General features: G+C 65.5%; 8 protein-coding genes. 7 read left to right on the forward strand and 1 reads right to left on the reverse strand.

Going from position 1 to position 16,815, the window contains the following annotated elements:
* Positions 1–99: 99 nt before the first annotated feature.
* Genes glyQ through ACVOLQ_RS04160 form a run of 3 tightly spaced genes read left to right on the forward strand, consistent with a single transcriptional unit; the run spans position 100 to position 4,646 of the window.
* Positions 100–1,011, forward strand: coding sequence for a glycine--tRNA ligase subunit alpha (gene glyQ / locus ACVOLQ_RS04150; protein WP_293711779.1), 912 nt, complete (start codon positions 100–102; stop codon positions 1,009–1,011).
* Entirely contained in the window at positions 1,008–3,080 is a 2,073-nt protein-coding gene (gene glyS / locus ACVOLQ_RS04155; RefSeq protein WP_481527178.1) for a glycine--tRNA ligase subunit beta, read from the forward strand. The genes glyQ and glyS overlap by 4 nt, the downstream gene beginning before the upstream one ends.
* Before the next feature lie 3 nt (positions 3,081–3,083).
* Positions 3,084–4,646 (forward strand): tetratricopeptide repeat-containing sulfotransferase family protein, encoded by a 1,563-nt coding sequence (locus tag ACVOLQ_RS04160; protein ID WP_481527179.1) that lies wholly within the window; start codon positions 3,084–3,086, stop codon positions 4,644–4,646.
* 47 nt (positions 4,647–4,693) lie between these two features.
* Here ACVOLQ_RS04160 and ACVOLQ_RS04165 read toward each other — a convergent pair whose 3' ends face one another.
* On the reverse strand, positions 4,694–7,468 hold the full coding sequence (locus tag ACVOLQ_RS04165; RefSeq protein ID WP_481527180.1) for a TonB-dependent receptor: 2,775 nt from the start codon (positions 7,466–7,468) through the stop codon (positions 4,694–4,696).
* A gap of 346 nt (positions 7,469–7,814) precedes the next feature.
* Here ACVOLQ_RS04165 and ACVOLQ_RS04170 point away from each other — a divergent pair, with 346 nt between their 5' ends.
* The 4 genes from ACVOLQ_RS04170 (at position 7,815) to ACVOLQ_RS04185 (ending at position 16,734) form a co-directional block, all read left to right on the forward strand.
* The gene (locus ACVOLQ_RS04170; protein WP_313172769.1) at positions 7,815–9,614 is read left to right on the forward strand and encodes an autotransporter assembly complex protein TamA; all 1,800 of its coding nucleotides are present in this window, start codon (positions 7,815–7,817) and stop codon (positions 9,612–9,614) included.
* On the forward strand, positions 9,611–13,471 hold the full coding sequence (locus ACVOLQ_RS04175; protein WP_481527181.1) for a translocation/assembly module TamB domain-containing protein: 3,861 nt from the start codon (positions 9,611–9,613) through the stop codon (positions 13,469–13,471). The genes ACVOLQ_RS04170 and ACVOLQ_RS04175 overlap by 4 nt, the downstream gene beginning before the upstream one ends.
* Before the next feature lie 240 nt (positions 13,472–13,711).
* Positions 13,712–15,856: a S46 family peptidase gene (locus tag ACVOLQ_RS04180; protein WP_481527182.1), complete on the forward strand. Its 2,145-nt coding sequence runs from the start codon at positions 13,712–13,714 to the stop codon at positions 15,854–15,856.
* A 143-nt stretch (positions 15,857–15,999) separates the two neighbouring features.
* Positions 16,000–16,734, forward strand: coding sequence for a winged helix-turn-helix domain-containing protein (locus tag ACVOLQ_RS04185; RefSeq protein WP_313172765.1), 735 nt, complete (start codon positions 16,000–16,002; stop codon positions 16,732–16,734).
* The last annotated feature ends 81 nt before the right edge of the window (positions 16,735–16,815 follow it).

Consider the following 16,815-nt stretch of genomic DNA (forward strand, 5'->3'; position numbering starts at 1 on the left):
CTTCCACAGCCGCGTTTTCCACCCCAAACCCCTTGCTGGCGCGGCCATCGCGCGGTCGGTCGCTATACTAACGCACCCCTTACGTACGGCTCAGGCAGCATGTCCGCGACTCCCCCCGTTTCGATTACCTTCCAGGGACTGATCCAGACCCTCAATGATTTCTGGGCGAAACAGGGCTGTGTCTTGATCCAGCCGCTGGACCTGGAGGTCGGTGCCGGCACCTTCCACCCGGCCACCTTCCTGCGCTCGATCGGCCCGGAAAGCTGGAATGCCGCCTACGTGCAGCCCTCGCGCCGTCCCACCGACGGCCGCTACGGCGAGAACCCCAACCGCCTGCAGCGCTACTACCAGTACCAGGTGGCGATGAAGCCGAGCCCGGACAACATCCAGCAGCTCTACCTGGACTCGCTCAAGGCGCTGGGCATCGACCCGCTGGTGCACGACCTGCGCTTTGTCGAGGACAACTGGGAATCGCCGACCCTGGGCGCCTGGGGCCTGGGCTGGGAAATCTGGCTCAACGGCATGGAAGTCACCCAGTTCACCTACTTCCAGCAGGCCGGTGGCTTGGAGTGCAAGCCGGTACTGGGCGAGATCACCTACGGCCTGGAGCGGCTCTGCATGTACCTGCAGAACTGCGACAACGTCTATGACCTGATCTGGACCTACGGCCCGGACGGCACCCCGGTCACCTATGGCGATGTCTACCACCAGAACGAGGTGGAGCAGAGCACCTACAACTTCGAGTACGCCGACGTGGAAGAAATGTTCCATCGCTTCGACGCCTGCGAGAAGGAAGCGCAGAAGCTGGTGGAAGCCGGCCTGCCGCTCCCGGCCTATGAACAGGTCTGCAAGGCCTCGCATTCGTTCAATCTGCTCGACGCGCGCCGCGCCATCTCGGTGACCGAGCGCCAGCGTTACATCCTGCGCGTGCGCGCGCTGGCCCAGGCGGTGGCCAAGCTGTACGAGGCCAAGCGCCTCGAAGCAGTCGCAGCGAAGGAGGTGCAGGCATGAGCATGCAGCCGCTGCTGATCGAACTGGGCGTGGAAGAACTGCCGGTCAAGGCCCTGCCGGGCCTGGCGCAGGCCTTCTTCGATGGCGTGATCGATGGCCTGGCCAAGCGTGGCGTGGCCTTCGAGCGTGGCGATGCCAAGCCGCTGTCGACCCCGCGCCGCCTGGCCGTGCTGTTGCCGGGCGTGGAAACCGAGCAGCCCGAGCAGCACTCGGAAGTGTTCGGCCCGTACCTGAACATCGCGCTGGATGCCAATGGCGAGCCGACCAAGGCGCTGCAGGGTTTTGCCGCCAAGGCCGGCATCGACTGGACCGCGCTGGAGCGCACCACCGACGCCAAGGGCGAGCGTTTCGTGCTGCGCTCGGTGACCCCGGGCGCGCAGACCGCCAGCCTGCTGCCGGAGATCCTGCGCGAGGCCATCGCCGCCATGCCCATCCCCAAGCCGATGCGCTGGGGCAACCACGAATACGCCTTCGCCCGCCCGGTGCATTGGCTGGTGCTGCTGCACGGCAATGACATCGTGCCGGCCGAGCTGCTGGGCCTGACGTCTGACCGCTTCAGCCGTGGCCACCGTTTCATGGCCGACAAGCAGGTGTGGCTGAGCAACCCGGCCGACTACGTTGAATCGCTGAAGGCCGCCAACGTGCTGGTCGATGCCGACGCGCGCCGCGAGCGTATCGTCGCCGAGGTCAATGCCGCCGCCGCACAGGCGGGTGGCGTGGCTCGCATCACCGACGACAACCTGGAGCAGGTGGTCAACCTGGTCGAATGGCCGGCGGCGGTGCTGTGCAGTTTCGAGCGCGAGTTCCTGGCCGTGCCGCAGGAAGCGCTGATCGAGACCATGGAGATCAACCAGAAGTTCTTCCCGGTGCTCGATGCCGGCGGCAAGCTGACCGAGAAGTTCATCGGCATCGCCAACATCGAATCCAGGGACGTGGCCGAGGTTTCCAAGGGCTACGAGCGGGTGATCCGCCCGCGCTTCTCCGATGCCAAGTTCTTCTTCGACGAAGACCTCAAGCAGGGTCTGGTCGGCATGGGCGACGGCCTGAAGACCGTCACCTACCAGGCCAAGCTGGGTAGCGTGGCCGACAAGGTGCAGCGGGTCAGCGCGCTGGCGCAGATCATCGCGCCGCAGGTGGGCGCCGACCCGGTGCAGGCCAAGCGCGCTGCCGAGCTGGCCAAGAACGACCTGCAGTCGCGCATGGTCAATGAATTCCCGGAACTGCAAGGCATCGCTGGTCGTCACTACGCGGTTGCCGGTGGCGAATCGCCGTCGGTGGCGCTGGCCATCGACGAGAGCTACCAGCCGCGCTTTGCCGCCGATGACATCGCACTGTCGCCGCTGGGCAAGGTGCTGGCCATTGCCGAACGCCTGGACACGCTGGCCGGCGGCTTTGCCGCTGGCCTGAAGCCGACCGGCAACAAGGATCCGTTCGCGCTGCGTCGTAATGCGCTGGGTCTGGCCCGCAGCATCATCGAGTCGGGCTTTGATCTGGATCTGCCGGCGTTGCTGGCTTCGGCCAATGCCGGCCTGGCCGAGCGCAAGGTGCAGGCCGATGCGGGCGAGCTGTACGACTTCATCATCGACCGCTTGAAGGGCTACTACGCCGACAAGGGCGTGCCGGCCACCCACTTCAATGCCGTCGCCGAGCTGAAGCCGGCCTCGCTGTACGACTTCGACCGTCGCATCGATGCCATCGGCACCTTTGCCCAGCTGCCGGAAGCCGAAGCGCTGGCCGCCGCCAACAAGCGCATCCGCAACATCCTGCGCAAGGCCGAGGGCGCGATCCCGGGCAGCATCGATCCGTCGCTGCTGCGTGAACCGGCCGAGAGCGAGCTGGCCGAGGCGGTGACCGCCGCCATCGACGACACCGGTGTGGCACTGGCACACAAGGACTACGTGGCCGTGCTCGGCCGCCTGGCCCGCCTGCGCCCGCAGGTGGATGCGTTCTTCGACGCGGTGATGGTCAATGCCGAGGATCCGGCGCTGCGTGGCAACCGGCTGGCGCTGCTGCGCACGCTGGGTGACCGCCTCGGCAGCGTGGCTGCGATCGAGCACCTGTCCAACTGAGGCATGGACACCGGCGCCTCCTGGCAGTCCGCACAGGCCGCTCTGGCCCGGCGTGACATACCGGAGGCGCAGCGGCAGCTGCGCGCCGTGGTGGATCAGCAACCCGCGCACGCCTATGCGCGGGTGATGCTGGCCGGCACCGTCCTGGCACAGGGGCGGCTGCGCGAGGCCGTGCAGCAACTGCAGCAGGCCGCCAGCCTGGATTATCGCGACCCGGCGCTGCTGCTGCGCGTCGCCCAGGCCTTGCTGCGTGTTGGCGACAGCGAGGGCGTGGCGCGGTTGATGCGCAACGCCTGCGTGGCCCGCTGCAACGACAGCCCGACGCTGGCGGCCCTGGCCCACGTGCTGCAATCACTCGGGCTGCATGCCGATGCCCTGCAATTGATGCAGCGTGCGGCGGCGGTGGGATTCGACAGTCCCGATTTCCACTACTTCCTTGGCGTGCAGCTGCAGTTCAACGGTGAGCTGGAAGCGGCCGAGCAGGCACTCACGCGCTGCCTGCTGTTGAACCCCGGCCACGGCCGCGCCGCGCTGACACGTGCACGCCTGCGCCGCTGGCGTGCAGACGACAACCATGTCGATGGCCTGCGCAGGCAGCTGCAAACAACGGCAACGGACAGCGAGGACACCGCCGCGCTGTGGTTCGCGCTGTACAAGGAGCTGGAAGACCTCGGTGATTTTCCTGCGGCATGGGATGCGCTGCGGCAAGGCAATACCGCGATGTGGCGGCGCCTGCGCCACGATCGCCTGGCCGATCATGCGCAACACGAGGCGATGGCGCGGCTGGCGGCAGCGGGCACGTTCGCGCCAATCGAATCTGCGGATGAGGAAGAGGGCGCACAGCCCATCTTCATCATCGGCATGCCGCGTTCGGGCACCACGGTGCTTGAGCGCATGCTCGGCAATCATTCGCAGGTAGCGTCTGCCGGCGAACTTGGCGATTTTGCCCAGCAATTACGCCTGGCCGCCGACCAGGCCGGGCGCGCGCTGCTTGACCCGGCCTTGCTGCAGGCGCTGCCAACGCTGGATTACGCGGCCGTCGGCAACGGTTATCTGCGGCAGACGCGCTGGCGCCTGGATGGGCAGCGCCGTTTCATCGACAAGCTGCCAGCGAATTACCTGCTGGCAGGCCCGATCGCGCGCGCGTTGCCGCAGGCGGTGATCGTCTACGTCAGGCGCGATCCCATGGCGGTGTGTTTTTCCAACTACCGCGCCATGTTCGGCGACTCCTATGCTTACAGCTATGAGCTTGACGCCCTGGCTGCGCACCATGCAGCGCATGCGCAGCTGATGCAGGCCTGGCAGCAGCATCTGCCGGGGCGTGTGCTGGAGATCGACTACGAAGCGATGGTGCACGACCCGGATGCGGCCTTGGCACAGGTGCTGCAGCGCTGCGGACTGGCCACGGAAAGCGGTGGCAGTGACCTGACCCGCAATGCGGCCGCGACTGCCACCCTGAGCAGCGTGCAGGTGCGCGAGCCGGTGCACGCACGCAATATCGACGAATGGCAACGCTATGCCAGCGAGCTCGCGCCGCTGCGCGAGCGCTTGCAGAAGGGTAGATAGCACAGGAGCGGCCGTGGCCGCTCCTGTTCATTGCTGCTGCATCGTGTTTACTGGCTACGGCCAAAGCGCCAGTTCATCTCCAGCATGTACGAGCGGCCATAGCCGTTGTAGTTGAAGATGTTGTAGTACGGATACGTGGTGTAGGTGCGGTCACGCGGCGGCCGTTCAGCGGTGAGGTTGTTGGCGGTCAGGCTCAACGAGACATCATCGGTTACCGCATAGTCCACGGTCAGGTTGAAGGTGGTCCAGGCCTTGACCTTGCCTGCGTCATCGGCGGCATAGCCGTCGGTGGTGTCCTGGGCGGCGAAGTTGGGCGTGCGGCCATAACGGATGCCATACAACGTCGTGGTCCAGTCGCCCATCTGCCAGCCCAGGGTGCCGCTGAAGATGTTCTTGAACTCCGAGGAGTAGTAGGGATTGCGCAGCAGGTCGATCACCGGGTCCTCCGGATACTGCTGGCTCTCATGCTTGAGGGTGACGTTGTAGCGCGCGCCCAGCATGAAGCTGCCCCAGCTGTCGGTAGCCCAGCGGTAGTCCAGGTTGGCGGTGACGCCGCTGACATCCTCCTTGGCGACGTTGATCGGGTTGACCGCCACGGTATTGAGCTGGTTGGGCTGCGGTGCGTTCGCGCCGGCACGGCCGATGCGTTGCAGGGCATCGACGCAGGTCGGGGAGTTGGCATCCAGCTGGCCCTGGCGGCATGCCGACTCATTGCGCAACAGCAGGTCCAGGTCGAGGTCGGCGACCTTGTTGTCGATCTTGATCCGGTAGTAGTCGGCGCTGACCGTGAAGCTGCTGTTGGGCGACCAGACCACGCCGCCGCCCCAGGACTTGGCGGTGATCGACTTCAGGTCACCGTTGCCGGAGCGGGAGCCGCGGACCTGCTCGTCGTTGAGCGTGCACTGGGCAATCGGAACGCCGGGTTGCTCGGTGGCACAGCGGTAGTAATCAGGCACGAAGGTGTAGAAGCCGCTGTCGCCGGCAAATACATAGGACATGTCCGGCGATTTGAACGCGGTGGCGTAGTTGCCGCGGAACAGCAGCGAGTCGATCGGCCGGTACTCCAGTGCCGCCTTCCAGGTGGCGCGGGAGTCGCTGCCGCCGCCATCGTTCTTGTAGTCGTCATAGCGCCCGGACAGGCTGGCGGTGAGCTTGCTGAAGATCGGCACGCGCAGTTCCACCGCCGCCGCCCAGTTGTCGCGCTTGCCCTTGCCCTGGGTGCCGCTCAGGCCCCAGAACTGGTCGGTGACCACACGCGTGTCTGTCGGGTTGCTCCACGATTGCTGGCCGGCCTGCAGCACGCCGGCGAAGCCGACGTCACCGGCGGGCAGGGTAAACAGCGAGGTGTTGGTGAACTGCAGGTTGACGTTCTGCGTCCAGGTCTTGGACTTGGTGCGGATCTCACCCTGGAAGCTGCGGTACTGCTCCGGGGTCAGCGCCTGGTAGAAGCCGGCATCGTTCGGCTCGTAGATCGGATAGCCGTAGTAGTCGCCCAACTGCGGCCCGAGGAAATGCTCGCGGAAGAAGTCTTCCATCTTGTCCTTCAACGGCCACCACTGGCGGCTGTCGATGTGGTACTCGGAGCGCGCGTAGTAGGCGTTGTAGTCCCAGTTCGACTGGCCCAGCGCGCCCTTGATGCCGATGGCGACGTTGTAGGAATCGGCGGTCTGGCGCTCGTTGTTGAAGTCGACGTCACCGGTTTCCTCCGGCGAGAAGATGCGCTGGTAGCTCTCAAGGTCGCCGGTGAGGTTGTTGAAGATATAACCGCTGGTATCCAGCGATGGCTGCCAGAAGCGCGAGCCGGAGTTGCTCTCGTTCTTGGTGCGGTTCATCAGCAGCGTGGCATAGATGTCGGTGCTGTCGTTGAGCGCGTAATTGAGGTTGGCGTAGCCGGAGGCGCTGCGCTCCTTGTTGAGGATGGTCGAATAACCCGGCTCGTAGCGGCTGCCGCAGTAGTTGCCGCGACCAGGGCGGGTGTCATAGAAGGTGGTACCCCCGAACAGGCCGGCCAGCGGTGCGCAGGCTGCTGCGCCCGGGTCGATGTAGGCACCGCTGCTGCTGTTGTGCACGAAGGTGCGGCTGCCATAGCGCGCGGCGACGTCGGGGTTGTCGTTGGTGGAGTCGAAATCCTTGCGGTTGAAGCCGTAGATCGGGTCCTGGTTGCTCAGCTGCAGGCCGGCGGTCAGGTCAAGCTTGTCCCAGCTGTGGCCGCTGGTCAGCTGGAAGCGCTGGTTGCCGCCACCGCCGCCGTCGTAGCTGCCCATGCGGAAGCTCAGCTCGGTGCCATCCAGCCGCTTCTTGAGGATGATGTTGACCACGCCGGCGATCGCGCTGGAGCCGTAGATCGAGGACTGGTTGCCCGGGGCGATGTCGATGCGTTCGACCATGGCGGTGGGGACGCTGGCCAGGTCGACAAAGTTGCTCTGGCCGTTGTAAAGCAAGGGGTAATCGGCCATCGGCCTGCCGTCGATCAGCACCAGGGTGAAGCCCGGGTCCAGGCCGAGCAGGCTGATGGGTTTGGCCGCCGAGGTGAAACCGCCGGAGAACTGGCTGTCCTGTACCGCACCGGTCGCCAGTGGCTGCGAACGCAGGACCTCGTAGACATCCTTGAAGCCCTGCTTCTGGATGTCCTGGGCGGTGATCGAGGTGATGGGCGTGGCCGTCTCGACCTGCACCTGCGGAATCAGCGAGCCGGTGACGGTGATCTTGTCGAGGGTCTCAACATTCCTTTTGTCCGCATCGGTCTGGGTCTGGGCGAAGGAAAGGGACGAATACGCGGCAATGGCGGTGCACACGGCCGCGCTGAGGAGTTGTCGTTTCATCATGGGTACCTGGACTTGTGGAAGTGCCTGGGGCCCAGTCAACCGGCTGCTCCTTCATGGAGCACGTAACCCGGGACAGCATCACCACGTGTTCTAGGAACCGGAGCGGCTGGGTGTTTCACGATAATTTAACCGTACCCGTCAATATGGCGTGATGGTCCGTACAGCGTGGTGGAGGCGGGTGAATCGAATGTAGTGCCGAGCCATGCTCGGCCGGGGCATTCCCGCTACGGCCTCTGCCGAGCATGGCTCGGCACTACACGGGCCACCCCCGCCGCGTGGATCAGCAGTGCCGCAGGCAGCTTCATGACAGCCGTGTGATTTTGCCGGTCATGTTCGGACCGGTATGCTGACGCGCATGCAGCTATCTCGAATCACCCCGCTCCTTCTGTTCCTGGCGTCGCTGGCAGCAGTTCCCCTTGCCCATGCCCGCGGCACCATCGAAAAGGTCCAGATCAAGGGCCTGGACAAGGGTGATGACGCCGAAATCATCGAGAACATCGAGGTGTCGCTGTCGGTCTACGACGCGATCGGCAAGGTGCAGGGCGAATCCCGGCTGGAGTACCTGCTGTCGCAGGCCGAGCGGCAGACCCGTACCGCGCTGGAACCGTTCGGCTTCTACAACCCGAAGATCACCGTGGAAGCGCCGCGCACCGGCGATACCCTGCAGGTATTGATCCAGGTCGACAAGGGCGAGCAGGTCAAGGTCCGCACCCAGGAGCTGGCCATCACCGGCCCGGCCTCACGCGACAAGTACCTGCAGGAAGACATCGAGGCCTTCCACCCCAAGACCGGCGAGGCCTTCGACTCGGTCAGCTACGAGGCCAGCAAGATCACCATCACCCGGCGCCTGGCCGAGCGTGGCTACTTCGATGCCGACTTCACCCAGCGCAAGGTGGAAGTGACCCGCGCCGAGAATGCCGCCGACATCTTCCTTACCTGGGACAGCGGCCGCCGCTACAACATGGGGCCGATTACCTTCGAACAGGATTATTTCCGTCCGGGCCTGTTCGAGCCGTTGGTGTATTGGGAACAGGGTAGCTACTGGCACGAAGGCAAGCTTGACCGCCTGCGCGAGTCGCTGACCAAGCTCGATTACTTCAGCGTCATCGACATCCAGCCGCACCCGGAACAGGCCGATGACAACGGCGAGGTGCCGGTCAACGTCAAGCTGACCCGCGCCAAGCGCACCATCTACACCGCCGGTCTGAGCTATGGCAGCGAGAGTGGCCCCGGTGTGCGCGGCGGCGTCGAACGCCGTTACGTCAACCGCCGTGGCCACAAGCTCACCACCCAGCTGGACTATGCGCAGAAGCGCAAGAGCTTCATCACCAGTTACCGCGTCCCCGGCTTCCGCTGGCTGGATGGCTGGTACAGCTATGCGGTCAGTGCCTATGACGAGCAGACCGATTACATCGACCTGCGCAACGTCAAGCTGATCGCCAGCCGCAGCGGTGAAATCAACGAGCACTGGACTGCCATCGTCTCGATGAACGCCCTGCGCGAGCGTTGGCGCTACAGCTCCGGCGACCAGTTCAACGCGGCGGTCTACAACTATTCGACCCTGGTCTATCCGCAGCTCACCGCCGACTACGTGGACGTCGACGACAAGAGCTTTCCGCGCCGTGGCCTGAGTGGCAACGCCACCCTGCGCGGGGGCATCGAAGGGGCTGGCTCGGATACCAGTTTCGTCCAGGCCGATGCCACCGTGCGCTGGTACATTCCGGTCGGGGATGCGGACCGGCTGATCCTGCGTGGGCAGGCCGGCACAACCTGGACCAGTGATCTGGTATCGATGCCACCGAGCCTGCGCTATTTCGCCGGTGGCGACCGCTCCATCCGTGGCTATGCCTACCGTGAAGTCGGCCCGCGTACGCCGGCACCGGACAAGTTCGCGCTGGGCGCGAAGAACCTGGTGGTCGGTTCGGCCGAGTACGAACATTATTTCGGTGGTGGCCCCTGGGGCGGTGCGGTCTTCGTCGACACCGGCAGCGCCTTCGACAACACCATCGACCTGCATACCGGCGTCGGTATCGGCCTGCGCTGGAAATCGCCGGTGGGCCCGGTGCGCATCGATATCGCACACGGCTTGAACAGCCCCGATTCGCAGTTCCAGCTCTACCTCAACATCGGAGCTGACCTATGAGCCGTCGGCCTGACGAGGTGAGCCCGGAAGAGCGCGAGGCGCGCATCGCCGAGCTGCGTGCCCGGCGCAAGGCGCGGCTGCGCACGCTGGCGGTGCGCAGCGGCATCACCATCACCGTACTGGTGCTGCTGGGCCTGTTCGCGCTGTACTGGCTGCTGCAGACCGTTGCCGGCCGCGAGGTATTGCTGGCACAGGTGGTGGCGCGGCTGCCGGCCGGCTCTTCACTGACCTGGAGCAAGGCCGAGGGCCCGCTGGCCGGGCCGCTGATCCTGCACGACCTGGATTTCCGCTACAACGAGCTGCACTTCACCGCCGCGCAGGCCTATCTGGATCCGGATATCCGCCCGCTGCTGGGCCGCAAGCTGCGCCTGGATGCGCTGCGCATCAGCGATGCCACGCTGGAGCTGGGGCCGTCGGAAGACAAGCCCTTCGAACTGCCGCGCTGGCCCGACGTGTTGCCGGCCATCGAGCTGCCGTTGGCCTTGCAGGCCGACACCATCGTTGTCGATGGCCTGCGCATCACCCAACTGCAGCAACCCATCATCGACATCACCCGTATCCGCGGTGGGCTTGAAGCAGCCGATGGCGAGTTCAGCGCCAGCCAGCTCAAGGTCAACAGCAACCTGGGTGATTTCCGCATCGACGGCCACTACCTGCCGCGCGAAGACTATGCGACCGATTTGACCGTGCGCGCGCTGATGCCGCCGCGCCCGGGGCAGCCGGCCGCGCGCCTGGGCCTGGTCGCGCGCGGTGACCTGGCGCACATGGAAGTGGCGCTGGCCGGCTATGCGCCCAAGCCGCTGCATGCCAGCCTCATCCTGGACGGCCGCACCGATCCGGTCTGGAACGTGGCCGCGCGCAGCGAGCAGTTGGACATCGGCCAGCTGGTGCCCGCGCAGTTCCTGGCCGAGGCACCGGCACCGCTGGCCCTGGATTTCACCGCGCGTGGGCGCGGCGGCCAGGCGCAGCTGCAGGGCCGTGTGCGCCAGGGTGAGAATGAGCTGGTGCTGGCGCCGTCCAACGTCGCCATCGAGAACCAGGTGCTGACGGTTGCACCGCTGGTTGCCGAAGCCTTCGGTGGCAGCGTGCGCCTGCAGGGCACGGCCGATTTCAGCGATGCACAGAATCCGGGCTTCCGCTTTGCGGTGGTGGCCAACCAGCTGACCTACACGCCCGAACCCGACCCGACCCAGCCTGGCAGCACACCAGTGCCGCTGCACCTGAAGGAAGCGCGTCTGGGCGTGGCCGGCAACCTGAAGAACTGGGCGGCGGTTGGCAAGGCGGAGGTGGCGCGTGAGGCGCAGGACGCCAATCTCGATTTCGACGTGCGTGGCAACGACCAGCAGGCCCATATCGAGCGGCTGAAGGCGACCACGCCTGGTGGCGCGTTGGAGTTGAAGGGTTCGGCGGCCTGGGCACCGACGCTGGCCTGGGATGTGGATGCAAGCCTGTCCAGGTTTGATCCCGGCTATTTCGCGCCGGGCTGGGAAGGCAATCTGTCCGGTTCGCTGGCCTCCAAGGGCAAGCAGCTGCCGGCCGTGGCGGGCAGTAGCGACATGCGCTTCGAGGCGACGCTGGACGTGCCGCAGATCAACGGCATGCTGCGCGGCCGTCGTGTCGATGCCCGCGCAAAGCTGGCACTGCAGGGCACCCAGGGCGAAGGCAATGTGCGGCTGGTGATGGGCGACAGCCAGATCGAGGCCAAGGGCAAGGTTGGTGATCGACTGGATGTGGATGCGCGGCTGCAACCGCTGCACCTGTCCGACCTGCTGCCCGGTGGCACCGGCAGCGTGGCCGGTACCCTGCAGCTGCGTGGCACCCCGAGCCAACCGGATATCACCGCCGACCTGCGCGGCAATGGCCTGCAATGGGACGACTGGAAGGCGCAGCAGATCAGCATCAACGGTCGCCTGCCATGGCAGGGCAGCAACGGCGCGTTGCAGGTCCATGCCAGCGCGGTCGAGGTCGGCATGCTGCTGGACCAGGTCAACATCAATGCACGCGGCAGCGTGCAGAACCTGCAGCTGGACGCCGACACCCGCAATGAACTGGGCGCGCTGGCGTTCAGTGGCAGCGTGCGCCAGCAGGGCCAGGCCTGGCGCGGCGAGCTGGCCTCGCTGCGGATTGCACCGGTCAAGGGCGCGCCATGGCAGCTGCGGCAGCCGGCTGCCTTCAGTGCGCAGGGCAGCAACTTCACCCTGTCTGATGCCTGCCTGGGCTCGGACACCGGTGGCGCGCTGTGCCTTGCCGCCAACTGGCCGCGCGAAGGCCTGCAGTTGCGTGGCGATGCCCTGCCACTGGCGCTGGTGCAGCCGTGGCTGCCGCCCAACGAAGGTCGCCGCATGTACCTGCGCGGTGAGCTCACCCTGGACGGCAACATCCGCCCACGTGGCAATGCCTGGGAAGGCGGCTTCAAGGTAGCCTCGGCCGAAGGCGGCATCCGTCTGGGTGACAACGCCCGTGGCGAGCTGGTGCGTTACGACAACTTCTCGTTGAACGTCGACATGCTGCCCAACAGCATCAAGGGCTACCTCGGTGTCGGCTTCAAGGGCGATGGCTTCATCGATGCCAAGGTGCAGACCGGCTGGGAGCCCAATGCGGCACTCACCGGCGAGCTGTACATGAACATCGCGCGGCTGTACTGGCTGGAGTTGTTCTCGCCGGACCTGGTGCGCCCGCAAGGCCTGATCGAGGGCCACGTCAGCCTGCGTGGCACGCGCTCGCAGCCAACCCTGGGTGGCGAGGCCAAGCTCAGCAACTTCACCGGCGAATTCCCGGCATTGGGCCTGACCCTGAGCGAAGGCAAGGGCAGCTTCATCGCCCAGCCCGATGGCTCGGCGCGCATCAGTGCGTCAACCAAGACCGGTGGTGAGGGCACCCTGCAGGTAGACGGCGGGCTGTCCTGGTTCGGCGATGCGCAGCCCTTGCAGCTGCATATCCACGGTGACAAGGTGCTGCTGGCCAACACCAGCGAACTGCGGGTGGTGGCCAACCCGGATCTGGACTTCACCCTGGCCGGTACCGCGATGGAACTGCGCGGCAGCGTGCATGTGCCCGAGGCGGACCTGGATCTGGAACGCCTGGATCGCGGTACCTCGGCGTCGGAAGACATCGTGGTGCTGGACCCGGTCGACCCGGAAGAAGGCCCGTCCTCACCGCTGGACATGGACCTGACCGTCAGCCTTGGCGACAAGGTCAAGATGAGCGGCTTCGGCCTCAAGGGCGCGCTGACCGGCAGGATGCAGGTGCGGGCACGTCCGGGCCGCGAGATGACCGCCAACGGCGGCCTGGAAGTCAGCGGCCGCTACAAGGCGTACGGCCAGGACCTGACCATCACCGATGGCCAGCTGCTGTGGAATTACGGTGTGGTGTCCGACCCGCGTATCAACATCAAGGCACAGCGCTCGATTGGTGATGTCACCGCCGGCATCCATGTCACCGGGCGCGCCCAGCAGCCACGGGTGGACGTGTGGTCGGAGCCGGCGATGTCGCAATCCGAATCGCTCGCCTACCTGGTGTTGGGGCGCAGCTTGAGCATGGCCAGTAGCGACCAGGCACAGCAGGTCAACGCCGCCTCGGCGGCCTTGTCGGCCGGCACTGGCCTGCTCGCCGCGCAGGTCGGGGCCAAGCTGGGGCTGGACGACGCAGGCGTCAGCCAATCGCGCGCGCTGGGCGGCTCGGTGATCGGCGTGGGCAAATACATCACGCCCAAGCTCTACATCGGCTACGGCGTCTCGCTGGTCGGCAGCGGCTCGGTGCTGACCCTGAAGTACCTGCTGCGGCGCGGCTTCGACATCGAAGTGGAGTCGTCCACCGTCGAAAACCGTGGCTCGGTGAACTGGCGCAAGGAGCGCTGAGGGATACTGCGGATGGCACGATTGTGGGAGCGGCGTGAGCCGCGAAGCCACAGCTCCATCCGCAGCCAATAGCGCATTGGCCACGTCGAAGATCAGCGCTGTCGCGAGTTCATGCAGCGCTGGCTTCGCGGCTGACGCCGCTCCCACAAGCGTCGGCGATATTGCGTGACTGCTGGCGGTTGCCGCTGTTGGCGGGGGCCGCTACTGTCGGCGGCTGTTCTGTAATCCGCTGGAGTTCCGATGACGCGCAAACCGCTTACCGCCGCGCTGGCGCTGGGCATGAGCCTGGCTGCTGCCGCCCACGCCAACGAGGGCATGTGGATGCCCACGCAGTTGCCGGAGCTGGCCAGAACGCTGAAGGAAGCCGGCTTTAAGGGTGACCCGAAGCAACTGGCCGATGTCACCGCGCCACCGCTCAGCGCAGTGGTTCGGGTGGGCGGTGGTACTGGTTCGTTCGTCTCCGACGAAGGCCTGCTGCTGACCAACCACCACGTGGCCTATGGCGTCATCCAGTACAACGCCAGCAAGGAGCACAACTATATCGACGACGGCTTCATTGCCCAGGGCCGCGACGACGAGCGCGCCGCCAACCCGGATTACCGCGTGCTGGTGACGGTCGGCTTCGACAAGGTCACCGATGACGTCCTCAAGGACGCCCGTGGCAAGACCGGGCGTGCGTATTACGACGCGGTGGAAAGCGCGCGCAAGCGCATCGTCGCCGACTGCGAGGCCGAGGGCGGCGTGCGCTGTTCGGTGGCCAACATGTACTACGGCAGCGATTTCTACCGCATCCGCCAGCTGGAGCTGACCGACATCCGTCTGGTCTACGCACCGCCACGTGCGATCGGCAACTACGGCGATGAGATCGACAACTTCATGTGGCCGCGCCACACCGGTGATTTCACCCTGTTGCGCGCCTATGTCGGCAAGGATGGCAAGCCGGCGCCGTACAGCAAGGACAACGTGCCCTACCACCCACCGGCACACCTGAAGATGTCGCTGGATGGGCCCAAGGAAGGTGACTACGCGATGCTGGCCGGCTACCCGGGCACCACGTATCGCCTGCGCACCGCCGACGAGTTCGCCAGCCAGATCGACACCGTGCTGCCGCGCCGGGTCGAGGTGTTCCAACAGCTGATCGACGTGATCGAGGCGCAGGGCAAGGGCAATGCCGATGCGCGCACCCGCTATGCCTCGCAGCTGCAGTCGCTGAAGAACAACCGCAAGCGCGCCGCCGGTGAACTGGAAGGCCTGCTGCGCAGCGACGCCAAGAGCCAGCGCGCACAGGATGAGCAGGCGATGCTGGCCAATGCCGATGGCAAGTACAAGGCCGATATCGATGCCTTGTTTGCCTCGTTGGCCGAGGGCCGTGAAGCCGGCAGCAGCGAGTTCCTGGTGGGATTGATGTCCAGCCAGACCCAGCTGCTGCGCTCGGCCTTGCTGCTGGAGCGCCTGCGCGTGGAATCGCTCAAGCCCGATGCCGAGCGCGAGGCCGGCTACCAGCAGCGCGACCAGGCCTTGATCGAAGGCGTGCTCAAGCAGGTGCAACGCCGCTACGACCCGACGGTCGAGAAGGCGCTGCTCACGGCATTGCTGACCCGCTACCAGCAGTTGCCCGATGCGCAGCGTGATGCGCATTACGACAATCTGTTCGGGCGTACGCCGACCGAGCTGGCCAAGCACCTGGATGAACTGTACGCGCAGACCAGGCTGGGCGACGAGGCGCAGCGCCTGTCGCGCTTCGAGGCCGCGCGCAAGGGTGGCTTCATCGAGGCCGATCCGCTGGTCTCGGTGGCCTCGGCCCTGGTGATGGCCCAGCTCAATGCCGAGCGCGAGAGCAAGGCACGCGAAGGCGAGCAGCTGCGCCTGCGGCCGTCCTACATGCAGGCGCTGTTTGCCTGGCGGGCCAGCCAGGGCCGGGCGGTCTACCCGGATGCCAACAGCACCCTGCGCATCAGCTACGGCAAGGTCGAGGCACTGCATCCGCGCGATGCGGTCAGCTACTCGCCGGTGACCACGGTGGCCGGCATCGTCGAGAAGAACACCAATACCTTGCCATTCGACGCGCCCAAGCCGCTGCTGGCAGCCATTGCCAAGGGTGACTTCGGCAGCACCGCCGACCCGGCCCTGAAGACCCAGACGGTCAATTTCCTGACCAACCTGGATACCACCGGCGGCAACTCCGGCTCGCCGGTGCTCAATGCCAAGGGCGAGCTGATCGGCCTGAACTTCGATTCCAACTGGGAATCGGTCAGCGCCAGTTGGTGGTTCGACCCGCGCTACAAGCGTGCCGTGCACGTGGACATGCGCTACCTGCGCTGGCTGCTGGCCAAGGTGTACCCGGCACCGGCACTGCTGCAGGAAATGGGTGTACCTGCGGAGTAAGCGACACGGAATGGGCGGCGCAGCAGTGCCGCCCATTTTCATTCATAAAACTGTGTACCCGGTTTCAGCGGTAACTGACATTACGCTGAGCTAAAATCCCAGCTATATGTGGGCTGTTTATCAGGGCCCGACAGGGAGAGTGTGTGGCATCGGATCTGAACTACGCGCCGGTCGGCGCAGCCAATCCCATGGCCTTGGCGCCGCTGCGTATCTGGATTGTCGGTAACCTGGAGTTGCTGCAACCGCTGCTGCCCTATGGCGCCCAGATCCAGGCCCTGGACAGTGTCGAGGCGCTGTACCGCGAATTGGTGATCGTTCCCTGTGACATCGTGGTGATCGACACCACCCGTGTCCGTGCCGGCATGGTCGAGACCGTCGAGCACCTGCGTCGCCGTGATGATCTGGGTGTCGTCCTGCTGGTTGATCCGCTTACCCCGCAGTTGATTGCCGAGGGGCTATGGGCGGGCGCCGACGCCTGCCTGCCGCACCGGCCGGACCCCGAATTCCTGGCGGCCAAGCTGTACAGCCTGCGTCGTCGCCTGCCCGGCGAAGCCGCGCAGTTGATGGAAAACGTCGCCACCAGCGACAACGCCAGTTGGGCACTGGAATCCGATGGCTGGGACCTGCGTGGTCCCAGTGGCCAGATCCTCGCCCTGACCGAGGCCGAACGCGCATTTCTCACTTTGCTGTTCGCCTCGCCGGCCGAAACCGTGGCCCGCGAACGCCTGATCGCAGCCCTCACCGACCAGCCCTGGAGCTTCGACCCGCACAGGATCGAAGTGCTGGTACACCGACTGCGCAACCGCGTGCAGGCCGCTACCGGCTGTACCCTCCCGGTTCGCGCAGTTCGGGGTGCGGGCTACCGTTTGACGGTCTAGTTCACACTTTTCCGTTTATTTTGAGTTCACAGATTTGAAGGCGTTCCCATTCACGTCCATGACTGGGGATGCAGGTAAATC

This window comes from Stenotrophomonas sp. STEN031, assembly GCF_056759975.1.